Annotated in this window: 13 protein-coding genes; 12 read left to right on the top strand and 1 reads right to left on the bottom strand. The window is 64.8% G+C overall.

Annotated elements, in window-relative coordinates; translation table 11 throughout:
• The first annotated feature begins 66 nt into the window (after nucleotides 1–66).
• From QP803_RS15625 to lpxB, 11 genes are all read left to right on the top strand, one after another.
• Nucleotides 67–939, top strand: coding sequence for a DeoR/GlpR family DNA-binding transcription regulator (locus tag QP803_RS15625; RefSeq protein ID WP_284944399.1), 873 nt, complete (start codon nucleotides 67–69; stop codon nucleotides 937–939).
• A gap of 74 nt (nucleotides 940–1,013) precedes the next feature.
• Nucleotides 1,014–2,015, top strand: a complete 1,002-nt coding sequence (gene rhaS / locus QP803_RS15620; RefSeq protein WP_284944398.1) for a rhamnose ABC transporter substrate-binding protein — start codon at nucleotides 1,014–1,016, stop codon at nucleotides 2,013–2,015.
• A 14-nt stretch (nucleotides 2,016–2,029) separates the two neighbouring features.
• The gene (locus QP803_RS15615; protein WP_284944397.1) at nucleotides 2,030–3,514 is read left to right on the top strand and encodes a sugar ABC transporter ATP-binding protein; all 1,485 of its coding nucleotides are present in this window, start codon (nucleotides 2,030–2,032) and stop codon (nucleotides 3,512–3,514) included.
• Entirely contained in the window at nucleotides 3,507–4,505 is a 999-nt protein-coding gene (locus tag QP803_RS15610; protein WP_284944396.1) for an ABC transporter permease, read from the top strand. The genes QP803_RS15615 and QP803_RS15610 overlap by 8 nt, the downstream gene beginning before the upstream one ends.
• A complete protein-coding gene (locus tag QP803_RS15605) occupies nucleotides 4,502–5,506 on the top strand; it encodes an ABC transporter permease (protein ID WP_284944395.1) in 1,005 nt (334 codons plus the stop codon). The genes QP803_RS15610 and QP803_RS15605 overlap by 4 nt, the downstream gene beginning before the upstream one ends.
• 4 nt (nucleotides 5,507–5,510) lie before the next feature.
• Nucleotides 5,511–5,825: an L-rhamnose mutarotase gene (gene rhaM / locus QP803_RS15600; RefSeq protein ID WP_284944394.1), complete on the top strand. Its 315-nt coding sequence runs from the start codon at nucleotides 5,511–5,513 to the stop codon at nucleotides 5,823–5,825.
• Between the two features lie 2 nt (nucleotides 5,826–5,827).
• Nucleotides 5,828–7,207, top strand: a complete 1,380-nt coding sequence (locus tag QP803_RS15595) for an FGGY-family carbohydrate kinase (protein ID WP_284944393.1) — start codon at nucleotides 5,828–5,830, stop codon at nucleotides 7,205–7,207.
• A 121-nt stretch (nucleotides 7,208–7,328) separates the two neighbouring features.
• Nucleotides 7,329–8,402 (top strand): alpha/beta hydrolase fold domain-containing protein, encoded by a 1,074-nt coding sequence (locus tag QP803_RS15590; RefSeq protein WP_284944392.1) that lies wholly within the window; start codon nucleotides 7,329–7,331, stop codon nucleotides 8,400–8,402.
• A 72-nt stretch (nucleotides 8,403–8,474) separates the two neighbouring features.
• The gene (gene epmA, locus QP803_RS15585) at nucleotides 8,475–9,476 is read left to right on the top strand and encodes an EF-P lysine aminoacylase EpmA (RefSeq protein WP_284944391.1); all 1,002 of its coding nucleotides are present in this window, start codon (nucleotides 8,475–8,477) and stop codon (nucleotides 9,474–9,476) included.
• A 111-nt stretch (nucleotides 9,477–9,587) separates the two neighbouring features.
• A complete protein-coding gene (locus QP803_RS24050) occupies nucleotides 9,588–10,631 on the top strand; it encodes a GNAT family N-acetyltransferase (protein WP_350356033.1) in 1,044 nt (347 codons plus the stop codon).
• Nucleotides 10,628–11,803: a lipid-A-disaccharide synthase gene (lpxB, locus tag QP803_RS15570; RefSeq protein ID WP_284944390.1), complete on the top strand. Its 1,176-nt coding sequence runs from the start codon at nucleotides 10,628–10,630 to the stop codon at nucleotides 11,801–11,803. Before QP803_RS24050 ends, lpxB begins: the two co-directional genes overlap by 4 nt.
• On the opposite strand, the gene QP803_RS15565 is transcribed toward lpxB, so the two are convergent.
• The gene (locus QP803_RS15565) at nucleotides 11,732–12,739 is read right to left on the bottom strand and encodes a Gfo/Idh/MocA family oxidoreductase (RefSeq protein ID WP_284944389.1); all 1,008 of its coding nucleotides are present in this window, start codon (nucleotides 12,737–12,739) and stop codon (nucleotides 11,732–11,734) included. The genes lpxB and QP803_RS15565 overlap by 72 nt on opposite strands.
• Before the next feature lie 179 nt (nucleotides 12,740–12,918).
• On the opposite strand from QP803_RS15565, the gene secD reads away from it, so the two are divergent.
• A complete protein-coding gene (secD, locus tag QP803_RS15560) occupies nucleotides 12,919–14,496 on the top strand; it encodes a protein translocase subunit SecD (protein WP_284944388.1) in 1,578 nt (525 codons plus the stop codon).
• The last annotated feature ends 7 nt before the right edge of the window (nucleotides 14,497–14,503 follow it).

Here is a 14,503-nt window from a genome sequence, read left to right as displayed (position 1 = left end):
GACGGGCGCGCCGATCAACCATCTTCGGGCGTAAGCGATCAAAATCTGAAAGAACCTGCTTGACGAGTGACCGATTCTGACGCCTTCTTCCCGCAAGAACTAAGGAAACCTCCAAACGTGCTCGAACGCGAGCGTCATCGCATCATACTCAACCTGGTCGAGGATCGCTCTGTCGTTTCGGTGACGGAGTTGGTGGAGCTTTTGACCGCGTCAGAGGCGACGATCCGGCGTGACATCAATGCGATGGCCGACCGGGGGGAACTGCGCCGTGTGCGCGGCGGCGCGGAAGCGCTGCGGCCCCGGCACCAGGCGCATCTTGGCGCGGCCCATTTTGCGACCGAGGAGCGGGTGTGTTTCGCCGAAAAGCGTGCCATCGCCCGTGTCGCGGCGGCCATGATCGAAGACGGCGACAGCGTCGTCATCAATGGCGGGACCACGACCTATCGCCTGGCTGAATTCCTCAAGGGCGTGAAGCTCGACATCCTGACCAATTCCTTTCCGATCGCGACGGAGCTGATGCAGGAAAGCGGGCATCGCATCACCATGCCCGGCGGCACCCTGTATCCCCAGCAAAGCATCGTGCTGAGCCCTTTCGCGCAGGACACGACCAAGCATTTCTGGGGCCGCATCCTGTTCACCGGCTGCTACGGCCTCAATAGCTTTGGCATGATGGAAACTGACCCGCTTGTGGTGCAGGCCGAGATGAAGCTGCTGGAATGCGCCGAAAAGCTGGTTGTCATGGCCGATAGCCGCAAGCTGCGTCAGCGCTCCTCGATGATCGTGGCGCCGCTTTCGCGGATCACCACGGTGATCACGGATAGCGGTGTGGCGCCGGAGGAATTGGAGATGCTGCGCGCGGCGGGGGTCGAGGTGGTTGTTGCCACCGACCTTGAGCCCAGCAGCGAGGCGGACGGTAAAGGATTTCTGCACGTCGCGTGAGCGAAGCTGGAGCGTAGCCGAGAGCACCAAAAAACGACGGCAGAATCGTCGGAACAACCAAGGGAGAGACCACAATGAATCGTAGAGGCTTTATCAAGACCGGTGCCGCCGTCATGGGCGCCGCTGCCATTCCGGCATCCTTCGCGCTTCCGGCGCGCGCGGCCGGCACCATCCGCGTGGGTCTGGTGGCCAAGTCGCTCGGCAACGGTTTCTTTGTCGCCGTCGATAAGGGTGGCCAGGAAGCCGCCAAGGCTATCGGCGGCGTGGAGGTGATCTTCACCGGCCCGACGACGACGACGGCCGAAGGCCAGATTGAGGTCATTCAGGCGCTGATCGCCCAGCATGTCGATGCCATCGCGATTTCCGCCAATGACCCGGATGCGCTCGTGCCCGTCTGCAAGCGTGCCATCGAACGCGGCATCAAGGTGATTTCGTACGACAGCGCCATCAGCCCCGGCGGCCGGATCGTTCATCTCGCGCCGTCCTCGGACGCACTGATCGGCGAGGCGCTCGATAAGTTGGCCGCTGACGCGTCGGCTTCCGGCAAGATCGCCATCGTGTCCGCGACGCCGACCTCGACCAACCAGAATGCCTGGATCGCGGTCATGAAGCAGAACCTGTCCAAGTATCCCGGTCTAGACCTCGTCTCCACCGTCTATGGCAACGACCTTGCCGATGACAGCTACCGCGAAGCGACCGCGCTGCTGCAGAAGTATCCCGACCTGAAGGTGATCGTGTCACCGAGTTCGGTCGGCATCGTCGCCAGCGCCAAGGCGGTCGAGGACGCGAAGAAGGTCGGCCAGGTCTATGTCACCGGTCTGGGTCTGCCCTCGGAATGCGCCGGCCATGTCATGTCCGGCGCGATGAAGAGCTTCGCGATCTGGAACCCGATCGACCTCGGTTATGCCGTGATCGAAGTGGCCGTCGATCTGGTCAAGGGTGCCAAGGGTCCGGGCAACAGCCTGCCCGCCGGCCGGATGGGCAGCATTGCTTTCGACGATGACGGCGTCGGCGCGATGGCCGTGCCGTTCACCTATGACAAGTCCAACGTCGAGCAGTTCGCCAAGATCTTCTGATCGAGACTAAAACGATGAGCGAACCGATCCTCAGCCTGTCGGGTGTCACGAAGTCCTTCGCCGGCGTGCGCGCGCTGGTGCGGGGCGAACTCGACCTCTATGCGGGTGAGGTGACGGCGCTCATCGGTGAGAACGGTGCCGGCAAGTCGACCCTGGTGAAAATCCTCACGGGTGTTCACCAGGCCGACGAAGGCGTCATCCGGTTAAACGGGCAGCCGGTGACTATTGGTTCGGCCGATGGCGCGGGTCGGCTCGGCATCAGCGCCATTCATCAGGAAGCCGTCGTGTTCGACGATCTTTCGGTCGCCGAGAATATCTTCGTGGCCGATCGGCCCCGTAAGCGCGGCATGATCGACTGGGCGACCATGCGCAGCCGCGCCAAGACCATCCTTGCGGGGCTCGATCCCCGCATCGATCCCGCCATGCCGATGCGCCAGTTGAGCGTGGCGCAGAAACACCTCGTGCAGATCGCGCGCGCGCTGTCCCATGAGGCGCGGATCGTCATCATGGACGAGCCGACCGCCGCCTTGTCGCATCGCGAAGTCGATGAGCTGTTCACGATCGTGCGCCGCCTCAAGGCAGAGGGGCGCGCGGTGCTGTTCATCAGCCACAAGTTCGAGGAAATCTTCGACGTCGCCGATCGCTATGCGGTGTTCCGCGACGGTGCGGCCGTGGGTCAGGGTCTGATTGCCGATGTCACGCGGGATCAGCTCATTTCCATGATGGTCGGCCGATCGGTCGAGAATATTTTTCCCAAGATCGATGTGCCGATCGGCGAGGAACTGTTTCGCGTCGATCATCTGTCGCGCGGCGAGGAATTCGCCGATGTCAGTTTCTCCCTGCGGCGGGGCGAAATCCTCGGCGTCTACGGCCTCGTCGGCGCAGGCCGCAGCGAAGTCATGCAGGCCGTGTTTGGTCTGTCCCGCGCCGATAGCGGCAGTGTCACGCTCGATGGTCGGGCCTTGAAGATCCACTCCCCCGAGGATGCCATTCGTGAGGGCATCGCCTATGTGCCTGAGGATCGGCAGATCCAGGGCGCCATCCTGCGCTTTCCGATCAGCAGCAACATCGTGCTGCCCAGCCTGTCCCGTCTGTCGCATTGGGGTTTCATGCGCCCTGCCGAGGAACGGGCGCTGGCCGCCGAGTATGTGACGCAGCTCCAGATCAAAACCTCCGGCGTGTCACAGCGGCTGGAGGAATTGTCAGGCGGCAATCAGCAGAAGGTGGTCATTGCCAAATGGCTCGCGACCAACCCGCAGGTGCTGATCATGGACGAGCCGACCAAGGGCATCGATGTCGGCGCTAAGACCGCCGTCTATCGCCTGATGGGGGAGATGGTGGCCCAAGGCCTGGGCATCATCATGGTCTCCTCCGAATTGCCGGAAGTTCTGGGCATGGCGGACCGCGTGCTGGTCATGCGGCGCGGCAGGATACGCGCGAACTTCACCCGCGCCGAAGCGACACCCGAGATTATCGTGAAGGCGGCGACCGATGCCTAAACCCTCATTCACACTGAAGAAGCTGCCGCATGAGGCAGGCCTCGGCCTGCTGACCTTGCTGCTGCTTGCGGCGGTGACGATCGCCTTTCCGTCCTTCATCCATATCGGCAACCTGAAGTCGTTGTTTGACGATACGGCGCTGCTGATCATGTTCGCCATTGGCGAAATGTTCGTGCTGCTGACGCGCGGCGTCGATCTGTCGGTCGCGGCCAATGCCGCGCTCACCGGCATGGTGGTGGCGCTGTTCAATGCCGCGCATCCCGGCCTGGGCATCGTGCCGGTGCTGGTGATTTCTATCGCCATGGGCGCGGCGCTGGGTCTGTTCAACGGACTGCTGGCCTGGAAGTTTCGCGTGCCCTCCATCGTCGCGACGCTCGGCACGCTGTCGGTCTATCGCGGTCTGGTCTATGTCGCGTCCGGCGGTGCCTGGGTGAATAGCGGCCAGATGTCACCCCTGTTCCTGAGCTTCGTGCGCGCGCCGGTGCTGGGCATCAGTGTGCTGAGTTGGATCGCCATCATCGTGGCGGTGCTCGCCTTCCTGTTCCTGCGCTATACGGTGTCCGGTCGGAACCTGTATGCGGCGGGCAACAACCCCAACGCGGCGGGCTATGCGGGCATTGATGTCGGGCGCATGCAGTGCCTCGCCTTCATCCTGTCAGGGGCCATCGCGGGCCTCGCCGGCTATCTGTGGGTCGCGCGCTTTGCGGTCGCTTATACCGATGTTGCCTCGGGCTTCGAGTTGCAGGTCATCGCCGCCTGCGTCATCGGCGGCGTCTCCATCACCGGCGGCGTCGGCGGTGTGGTGGGCGTGGTGATCGGCGCGCTGTTCCTCGGCATCATCAAGAACGCCCTGCCGGTGGTTGGCATCTCCCCCTTCTTCCAGATGGCCGTGAGTGGCTTGGTGATCACCATCGCCGTGATCCTCAACGCGGGCACCTATCGCAAGAGCCATGGCCGCCGCATTCTGGAACGTGCGGAGGCGGGGCCATGAGCACCGTGTCCCGCCCCTTCGTCGCGCGCGACAGTGGCCGCGTGCCCTTCACCTGGCGAAAGCTGCTGCGCTGGGAATCGCTCCTCGCCTTGGTGGTGCTGGCGGATTTCCTGCTCAACACGCGCCTGTCACCCTATTTTCTCGATCCCTGGACGCTGTCGGACGCGAGCTTCAATTTCACCGAACGCGCGATCGTGGCGCTGCCGATGGCCTTCCTGATCATCATGGGGGAGATCGACATTTCAGTCGGCAGCACAATGGCGCTCGCTTCGGTGCTGATGGGCATGGTCGCCGCCGCTGGTTTCGGCACGCCCATCGTCGTTGTCACCGGCATCGTGGTGGGCTTCTTCGCGGGCTGCTTCAACGCGGTGCTGGTCACGGTGTTTCGCGTGCCCTCCATCGTCGCCACCATCGGCACGCTGAGCCTGTTTCGCGGCATCGCCTACGCGCTGGTCGGCGACCGTGTGCTGAAGGCCTATCACCCCAACTTCGCCTATTTCGGCCAGGGCTATGTGGTGGGGCCGATTTCCTTCGAGTTGGTGTTGTTCCTTGTCCTGGCTGTGATCTTCGCCATCATCCTGCATACCACGGTGATCGGCCGGCGCATCTTCGCCATCGGCGCCAACCCCATTGCCGCCCGGCTGTCGGGGCTGCGGGTCGATAGCTACAAGTTCTGGATCTTTGCGCTTCTCGGCACGATGGCAGGGCTCGCTTCGGTGCTGCTGACCTCGCGCCTCGGTTCCACACGACCCTCCATCGCCACGGGCTGGGAGCTTGAGATCATCACCATGGTGATCCTCGGCGGCATTTCGATCGATGGCGGCCAGGGGTCTATTCTCGGCGTTGTGCTGGCGGCGCTGCTGATCGGCCTTGTCACCTTCGGGCTATCGCTGCTCAACGTGCCGGGCATCGTGCTGGCCATCATCACCGGCGGCTTGCTGATCGGCGTCGTCGCGCTCTCCGCCGCACTCGGCTATTCCGGCAAGCGGCGACGACATTAAGGCGATGGAACAAATCGCCTTCCGGATGCAACTCAATGCCGGCCAGGCGGCGGACTACACCCGCCGCCATGACGAGATCTGGCCCGAACTCGTGGCGCTGCTGAAGGATGCCGGCATCAGCGACTACAGCATCTTCCTCGACCCCGAGACCTTGGCACTCTTTGCCGTGCTGAGACGCAAGGCGGATCACGGCATGGACGCGTTGCCGTCTCATGATGTGATGCAGCGCTGGTGGGGCTTCATGGGTGACATCATGGCGACCAACCCGGATAGCTCGCCTGTCGTGGTGCCCTTGCAGCCCGTCTTTCATCTGGACTGACCATGAGCGCGCTGATCGCCGTCATCGACATCGGCAAGACCAACGCCAAGCTGATGCTGGTGGAGGCTGCGGGCGGCGCGACTGTCTGGTCCGTCGAGCGTGCGTCGCCTGCGGTCGAGACGCCGCTCATGCGCCAACTCGATGTCTATGGCATTGAGGCCTGGCTGATCGCGGAACTGGCCAAGGCGCCGGACAGACACCGCATCCGCGCCATCCTGCCCGTGGCCCACGGCGCCGCCATCGTGCTGGTGGATGGGGAAGGCGAGATCCTCATCGCCCCCGACTACGAGAATACCTGCTTCGACGAGGTCCGCGCGGACTATGCGGCCGCGCGCGACGGTTTCGCCAAGACGCTATCGCCGTCCCTCCCGGCGGGGCTGAATGTCGGCACGCAGCTCTTCTTTCTCCAAACGCAAATGCCGGATCTGTTCCTGCGCACGCAGCGTATCCTGGCCTATCCGCAATATTGGTCCTGGCGGTTGAGCGGCGTGGCGGCGAGCGAAGTGACCTCGCTCGGCTGCCACAGCGACCTGTGGAACCCCTCCGACGGCACCTTCTCCGGCCTCGTGCTGCGGCAAGGCTGGGGCGCGCTAATGCCGCCCCTGCGCGCGGCCAAGGACGTGCTCGGGCCGTTGCGGCAGGACGTGGCGGAGGCCACGGGACTGCCAGCAGATTGCGCCGTGATCTGTGGCATTCACGATTCTAACGCCTCCTACCTGTCGCACCGCGTGGCGCGGGCGGAGGACGGTCCCTTCACCGTTATTTCTAGCGGCACCTGGTGCATCATCCTGGCCAAGGGCGCCGACCTCACCCGGCTGCGCGAGGCGGAGGATATGCTCGCCAATGTCGATGCGCTGGGGGTGCCGACCGCTACCGCGCGTTTCATGGGCGGGCGCGAATACGCGACCATCGCCGGAGAGACAGCGCGGGGTGTGCCGCCCAGCCTGGACGGCTTGAACGCGGTGCTGGCGGCGGATGCCATGGCCCTGCCGAGCTTCGCCCTAGGGGGGCCCTGCCAGGGGCATGAGGGCCGCGTCGTGCAGGCCGCGCTTTTGGCGCCTGAAGGGCGCGCGGCACTCGCCACGCTCTATTGCGCCCTGATGGCCGATCTCATTCTCGATCGCCTCGGTGTCGCTGGTGCCATCCTGGTCGATGGACCTTTCGCTGCGAATCCGCTGTTCCCGGCCGTATTGCAAAGCCTGCGCCCGGCGGACCCCGTGGCGGCCGGCGGGACGCGGGGCGGCATCACCGCCGCCGTGCTGTGGCTGGCGGGCGAAGCGGTGCCGCCCGAACCCGTGGCGGCCACCTTGGCGCCTCTGCCAGCGGCCGAAGCGCTGCGTGATTACCGCGATCGCTGGCGGTCAATGTTGGCACGACCGTGACATCATAGACCAGATCAAGCGAGTTTAGATTAAGGGTTGCGCCACCCCAACGGCTATGTTAGCGCTATCATCCGTGAAGCCGGCCTATCAAGAGCCTCACGCAAGAATGGAGGATAACGCCATGAAGCCCAAAGGGCTCGCTGCTTTTGCCGTCGCTGCGCTTGCGATGGCCCCCCTTGCCGCCTTCGCGCAAGCACCCACCCCGCCCAATCCGCCATTGGCGCCAGAGTCGGTGCCGGCGCAGACCTTGCCGGTGCCCTATGCCGATATCAGCCCCGCGATGCAGGCCTTCATTGCCCGACCGCTGAACCCCGCTTGGAACGATCAGTGGAAGACCGGTGCGGAAGCCCGCGCCTTCGCCGACAAGCAGGCCGCCGGTGTGGTGCCGGGCATCCCCGGCATGCTGTCCCGGCTGCATGTTGCGATGACCTCGACAACGATGGGTGGCGTCCATGTCTATGTCCTGACACCGGACAGCATTCCGCCTGAGAACAAGGACAAGGTTCTCATCCATGTCCATGGCGGCTGCTATGTTCTGTTTCCGGGGGAGTCGGGCGCCACGGAAGGAATCATGATGGCCGGTTTCGCCCATTACAAGGTGATCTCGGTCGATTACCGCATGCCGCCCGAAGCCTATTTCCCGGCGGCCGTTGACGACGCCGTCTCTGTCTACAAGGAGGTTCTGAAGACGACACCGGCGAAGAACGTGGCCTTCTTCGGCACCTCGGCCGGTGGCGCGCTGACGCTGGAAATGGTCTTGCGCGCTCGACAGGACGGTCTCTCTGTGCCGGGAGCGATCGCGCCGGGCACCCCGATGTCGGACGTGACCAAAACTGGCGACAGCTTCTACACCAATGAGAAGGTCGATAACGTTCTCGTGTCGCGGAACGGATTTTGCGATGCGGCAACCGTCATCTATGCGCATGGCCATGATCTGAGCGATCCTCTGCTCTCTCCCGTCTATGGCGATATGCATGGCTTCCCGCCGACGATCTTGACGACCGGGACGCGCGATTTGCTGTTGAGCAACACGGTGCGCGTGCATCGCAAGCTGCTGCGGTCGGGCGTGCCGGCCATCCTCGAAGTCTTCGAAGGCGAATCCCACGCCCAGTATCAGTTCGACGATACTGTGCCGGAAACCGCCGAAGCCTTTACGGAAATCGGCGCCTTCTTCGGCCAGTATCTCGGTCACTGATCTTTCTCTGAGAGTGTTCATCTTCCGATCAGGTGTTTCCACCTGATCGGAATTTGCGCTAACCGCCTGAAGATGACGCCCCAGCCCATTTGGCATCCCGATAGTCTTGCCGACCGCTTGCCCTTCCTGCGGCGGCGCGCCTTGCTGCTGGCCGCCACCCGCGCCTTCTTCGCCGCGCGTGGCTATACCGAGGTCGAGACGCCCTATGCCGTGACGGCCCCGGGCGAGGAGGTCCATCTTTCCGCCTTCGCGACCGAGCGCATCGGCGCCGATGACAGCCGGATGCCGCTCTGGCTCCATACCAGTCCGGAATTCGCGATGAAGCGCCTGCTGGTAGCCGGGGCAGGGCCGATCTTCCAGATCGCCCGCGTCTGGCGTAACCGCGAAGGCAGCGCACGCCATGCGACCGAGTTCACCATGCTGGAATGGTATCGGCCGGGTGCGTCGATGGACGACCTCATCGGCGAAGTTGTTGCTTTTCTGCGCGCCGTTTTGCCGCCGGTGGTGACGAGCCAGGGGGTCACCACGTCACTCGCGGAGATCGATCGGCTCACGGTTTCCGAAGCCTTCGCACGCGACGTCGGCGCCGATGTCTTGGCGACCGCCGAGGATGCGCCGGCTTTGGCGGCGGCGGCGGCGGAAAGATTGCGGGACGGCGAGGATTGGGAGGATCTGTTCTTTCGCCTCCTGCTCGGCCGCATCGAACCCAAGCTCGGTCAGGCGCATCCGACGTTTCTGACGCATTGGCCGGCGGCCCAGGCTGCGCTGGCGCAGCGCGACCCCACAGACGCGCGCGTGGCGGAGCGGTTCGAGCTGTTTGTCTGTGGCATGGAACTCGCCAATGCCTTCGTGGAACTGACGGACGCGACCGAGCAGCGGGCGCGCTTCATGGCCGATCGGGCCCGGCGGCATGCGTTGTATGGCGCTGCGGATTGGCCGTTGGACGAGGATTTCCTGGCGGCGATGGAACACGGCATGCCGCCCGCCGCCGGGATCGCCCTGGGGTTCGATCGTCTGGCGATGATCGCCTCCGGCGCCGACCGGCTCGATCAAGTGCAGTGGCTGCCGGGGTAGCGGGGCTCGGCGGAATACGCTGCGCTCATCCGCCCTACCACACGCTCACACGCGTAGGGCTGAAAAGCGGAGCGTATTCCGCCATCAACGCATGTGCCTTAGACACTCCCCATGCTCATCATGACCGTCTCGGGCGCTGCGCTGCGCCCCTATATTCCCGCGATCGCGCGGCTGCGCATCACGGTGTTCCGCGACTGGCCCTACCTCTATGACGGCGACGTACGCCACGAGGAAACCTACCTCCAGACCTATGTCGACAGCACCCACGCGGGCGTTGTGCTCGCATTGGATGGGGACACGGTTGTCGGTGCCTCGACTTGCCTGCCGATGGCGGATGAAACCGCCAATGTGCAGGCTCCGTTCCGGGCCAATGGCTGGGACATCGACCGCATCTTCTATTTCGGCGAGTCGATCCTGCTGGCGCGGTATCGTGGCACCGGCATCGGTGTCCGTTTCTTCGAGGAGCGAGAGGCCCATGTCCGCCGGGTCTCGACCTGCGACATCACCACCTTCTGCGCCGTGCAACGGCCGGCCGATCATCCCGCACGCCCGGCCGGCGCCATGCCGCTCGACGCGTTCTGGCGCAAACGCGGTTACACGCCGCATCCGGAACTCAGTTGCGAAATGCGCTGGACGGATGTGGGGGACACGGAGGAGACGCCCCACCGGCTCGCCTTCTGGCTGAAGAGCCCGACCGATATCGTCACGATCGCGCGGGAGGCTCCGGGCCAGCCAGATATGCGTCCTCTTCTGGAGCAGGCATGGGCCTATTCCGACTCGCTCTATCCCGCTGAGAGCAACCATCATCTGGGTGTGGAAGCGCTTGCTAAGTCTGAGGTTTGGTTCGTGGTCGCCCGTCGTAGGACCGTCGCCGTCGGATGCGCTGCACTCGTGACCAATCAAGACGGAACAGGCGAATTGAAGAGCCTCTTTGTTGATCCCGCGACGCGCGGCTTCAAGATCGGCCGTCGATTACTCGCCGCTATCGAGGCTCAGGCCGTCAGCCTCGGGCTGACCGTGATCCGGTTGGAAACGGGCATTCGACAGCCCGAAGCGCTGCGGTTGTATGAAAGCGCCGGCTATGTCCAGCGAGGTCCTTTCGGGGGCTACAGCCCGGATCCGCTTAGCCTCTTCATGGAAAAGCCGCTGGTATGACCGATGCCCTCATCTATATCGTCGCCGGCGAAGCGAGCGGAGACGTCCTCGGCGCCCGGCTCATGCGCGCAATGCGACGCCAGCAGGCGGGGCTGACCTTCGCCGGCATCGGCGGTGCGCGCATGGCGGAGGAGGGGCTCGACAGCCTGTTCCCGATGCACGACCTCGCCCTCATGGGCCTCGCCGAAGTGCTGCCGCGCATCCCGAAGCTGCAGCGCCGCATGGCCGAGACGGTGGCGGATATTACCGCCCGCCGCCCGGATGTGGTTGTGACGATCGATAGCCCCGGCTTCGCGCTGCGCCTGCTCCGCCGGATTGCGCCGCTGGGCTTGCCGCGCGCGCATTACGTGGCGCCACAGGCCTGGGCCTGGCGAGAGAAGCGGGTGCGCAAATACCCCGGCCTATGGGACCGGCTGCTGTGCCTGCTGCCATTCGAGGTTGCCTTTTACGCGGGGCACGGGCTGGCCGCGGAGTTCGTTGGTCATCCGGTGCTCGAATCGGGCGCCGATACCGGCGATGCCGCGCGGTTTCGCGCCATGCATGATCTCGCGCCCGACAGCCTGCCGGTGATCCTGATGCCGGGAAGCCGCGTCACCGAAATTGCGCGCCTGCTGCCGATCTTCGCGGAGGCCTTGCGGCTTTTGGAGGCGCGCTTCCCGACGATCGTGCCGATCATGCCTGTCGCGGCCTCGGTCGCGGCGCGGGTGACGGAGGCCGCCAGCGGTTGGCCGCGCAAGCCGATCCTGGTGACGGATGTCGCGGGCAAGCATGATGCCTTCGCCGCCGCCACGGTAGCCTTGACGAAATCGGGCACATCGACGCTGGAACTGGCCCTCGCCGGCCTGCCGATGGTGGTGGCCTATAAGGTCAATCCGATCACGGCGGCGATCGTCAAGCGCGTGGTCCGCGTCCGATATGCCGCCATGGTCAATCTGCTGGCGGGGCGGGAGGTTGTGCCCGAACTCATTCAGTGGACCTGCACGCCGGAGCGGCTGGCAATGGAAGTGTCTCAGCTCATCGAGCGACCGGATGCCGCCGCCGCGCAGAGGTCGGCCTTCGCGGCGGTGATGGACAGTCTGCGGCCGGCGTCGGGCCTGCCGTCAGACGCGGCTGCCGCCGCCGTTCTCAATTTGCTCGCTGAGAAGGCCGGACGCCCGCACCAAAGCGTGTGAGCGTTCCATCGATGCGCCCACGGCGAGCGCCGCATCCAGCGCGCGGCGGCCGGCCGGCGCATCGACCAGCACAGGCGCGCCATCCAGGATCGAGGCGAAGAAAGCCGCGTGCTCGGCGGCCAAGGCGTCATGATCCTGCCAGGAGATCTCCTCAAGCCGGAACTCCGGCATACCCGGCAGCGGCATGCCACCGCTGTCGCCGCGCGTGATGGCGGTCAGCTTCCGGTTGGCAAAGTCGACGGCCAAATAACCACTTTGAGCGAAGATGCGCATACGCCGCTCGGTCTTGAGCGATATCCGGCTGGCCGTGATGGTGGCCACGCAGCCATTGGTGAAGCGCACGCGGGCATTGGCAATATCCTCATGCGCGCTCGATACGATGGCGCCCACTGCGTCCACGCTTTCGATCGGCGCATCGACCAAGGCCAGCACCAGGTCGAGGTCATGGATCATGAGGTCGAGAATGACCGACACATCCGTGCCGCGCAGCTTGAACGGCGCCACGCGCACCGCCTCGATATAGAGCGGCTTGCCCATTCGGGCGGTGACGGCGCCATGGGCGGCCGAAAACCGCTCCAGATGACCGACTTGCAGGACCAGATCCTGGTCGAGTGCCATCGCCGCCAGGGCATCCGCCTCGGCGAGTGTAGAGGCGATCGGCTTTTCGATCAGCACGTGGCGGCCGGCCCGCATCGCGGCCATGGCCACGTCATGATGCGCCTCCGCCGGGGTGGCCACTACGATGGCGTCCGACGCCGCGATCAGCTCTTCCAGCGGCATCGGCGCGGCGCCGGCCTCCCACCCCACCGTGCGGGCCCGCTCAGGGTCGAGATCATAGACGCCGACGAGCTGCGCCCGGGGCGAGGCGGCGGCCTTCAAGGCGTGAAAGCGCCCGAAATGGCCGACTCCGGCTATTCCAAGCTTGACGATGTCCATGCGGCTTCTGCCAGGGTTGTGTGTGCGACGTGCGGCGGCAGGGTTAGCAGGTGGGGGCGGCCCGTCAACACGCGGTCGTCATTGATGAACGGATGTAAAGACCACCGCCACTTGCCACGCCTCGTGGTGGCCGCCATACCTCCGCGCCAAACTGCCAACACACGAGGCCGTCCGCCACCATGCTCTATTTCAGCCGCCTCAAGGCTGCCGCGATACTCGGGGCCTGCCTGCTCGGTGCGCTGTTGTGCCTTCCCAATTTCTGGCCCGCACCGAACGCCTGGATGCCGTGGCGTCAGATCCACCTCGGCCTCGATCTGCGTGGCGGCAGCTATCTGCTCATGCAAGTCGATATGGCGGCGGTCGCGAAGGAGAAGCTGGGCAGCACCGTCGATCAGGTGCGGCAGGATTTCCGGCGGACCAATATCGGCTATACGCGCCTGTCTGCGGATCAGGCCGGCAACCGGGTTCTGGTCCAATTGCTCGACCCCGGCCAGCGGGCCGCCGCGATCTCGGCTCTGAGTGACCTGCTGACCCCGTCGAACGGCCCCGCGACGCTGCCCGATTTCGACGCGAGCGGAGACGGCACCAATCTGATCCTGACGCTGTCGCAGCCGGCTTTGGCCGCGCGGGCCAGCGCCGCCGTCACCCAGTCGATCGAGATCGTGCGTCGCCGTATCGACAGCACCGGCATCGTCGATCCGCAGATCGCGCGCCAGGGCCAGGACCGCATCATGGTTCAGCTTCCAGGCATTTCGGACCCGCAGCGCATAAAGACGCTGCTGGGCGAGACCGCCCATATGACCTTCCACCTGGTCGATGAGTCGGTGGACGCCAATGCGGGCGGGCCGGTGCCGATCGGCGATGCCTTCCTGCCCCTTCAGGAAAATCCCGCCAAGAAGGTCGCGATCCAGCAATCCGTGATGGTGGACGGCGCCAATCTGACCAATGCTCAGGCCGGCCAGGACCCGCAGAATGGCGGCTGGGTCGTCAATATCGAATTCGACAGTCTCGGCGCGCGGCAATTCTCTGATGTCACCAGCGCCAATGTCGGCCATCCCTTCGCCATCGTGCTCGATAACGAAGTCATCAGCGACCCCGTGATCCGCGAAGCCATCACCGGCGGCCGGGCGCAGATCAGCGGCAGCGCGAATGCGCAAGCGGCGACCGATCTTGCTTTGCTGCTGCGCGCCGGCGCCTTGCCGGCGCCACTGACGGTGATCGAGGAACAGAGCGTCGGGCCGGAATTGGGCGCCGATTCCATCCGCGCCGGCGCCTATTCCCTGGCCGTCGGCTTCGTCTTGGTCATCTTCTTCATGGCGGCCTTTTACGGGCTGTTTGGCTGGTTCGCGAACATCGCCCTGATCGCCAACCTGATCATGATGATGGGTATCCTGTCGCTGATCGGCGCGACACTGACGCTGCCGGGCATGGCGGGCATCCTGCTGACCCTCGGCATGGCGGTGGACGCGAATATCCTGATCAACGAGCGCGTGCGGGAAGAGGTCCGCAACGGCCGCACCCCGCTGGCGGCGTTGGAAGCGGGCTACAAGCGCGCTTACGGCACCATCATCGACAGCAACGTGACGGCGCTGCTGGCCCACGTCATGCTGTTCATCTTCGGCTCCGGCCCGGTGCGCGGCTTCGCCGTGACCATCACGGTCGGTATCATCACGACGCTCTTCACCGCCACCGTGCTGGCGCGCCTGCTGACCTCGCGGTGGTATATCGCGCGGCGGCCTGCCGCCCTTCCGGTTTAGGACAGGC

The sequence above is a fragment of the Acidisoma sp. PAMC 29798 genome (genome assembly GCF_030252425.1).
In the GTDB taxonomy this organism is placed as follows: domain Bacteria; phylum Pseudomonadota; class Alphaproteobacteria; order Acetobacterales; family Acetobacteraceae; genus Acidisoma; species Acidisoma cladoniae.
This window is presented reverse-complemented; position numbering and strand designations above follow the sequence as displayed.

Bases quoted from the DNA above. Each gene is read 5' to 3' on its own strand.
- rhaS (WP_284944398.1), top strand. From the start codon at position 1,014: ATGAATCGTAGAGGCTTTATCAAGACCGGTGCCGCCGTCATGGGCGCC.
- QP803_RS15615 (WP_284944397.1), top strand. From the start codon at position 2,030: ATGAGCGAACCGATCCTCAGCCTGTCGGGTGTCACGAAGTCCTTCGCC.
- QP803_RS15610 (WP_284944396.1), top strand. From the start codon at position 3,507: ATGCCTAAACCCTCATTCACACTGAAGAAGCTGCCGCATGAGGCAGGC.
- QP803_RS15605 (WP_284944395.1), top strand. From the start codon at position 4,502: ATGAGCACCGTGTCCCGCCCCTTCGTCGCGCGCGACAGTGGCCGCGTG.
- rhaM (WP_284944394.1), top strand. From the start codon at position 5,511: ATGGAACAAATCGCCTTCCGGATGCAACTCAATGCCGGCCAGGCGGCG.
- QP803_RS15595 (WP_284944393.1), top strand. From the start codon at position 5,828: ATGAGCGCGCTGATCGCCGTCATCGACATCGGCAAGACCAACGCCAAG.
- QP803_RS15590 (WP_284944392.1), top strand. From the start codon at position 7,329: ATGAAGCCCAAAGGGCTCGCTGCTTTTGCCGTCGCTGCGCTTGCGATG.
- epmA (WP_284944391.1), top strand. From the start codon at position 8,475: ATGACGCCCCAGCCCATTTGGCATCCCGATAGTCTTGCCGACCGCTTG.
- QP803_RS24050 (WP_350356033.1), top strand. From the start codon at position 9,588: ATGCTCATCATGACCGTCTCGGGCGCTGCGCTGCGCCCCTATATTCCC.
- lpxB (WP_284944390.1), top strand. From the start codon at position 10,628: ATGACCGATGCCCTCATCTATATCGTCGCCGGCGAAGCGAGCGGAGAC.
- QP803_RS15565 (WP_284944389.1), bottom strand. From the start codon at position 12,739: ATGGACATCGTCAAGCTTGGAATAGCCGGAGTCGGCCATTTCGGGCGC.
- secD (WP_284944388.1), top strand. From the start codon at position 12,919: ATGCTCTATTTCAGCCGCCTCAAGGCTGCCGCGATACTCGGGGCCTGC.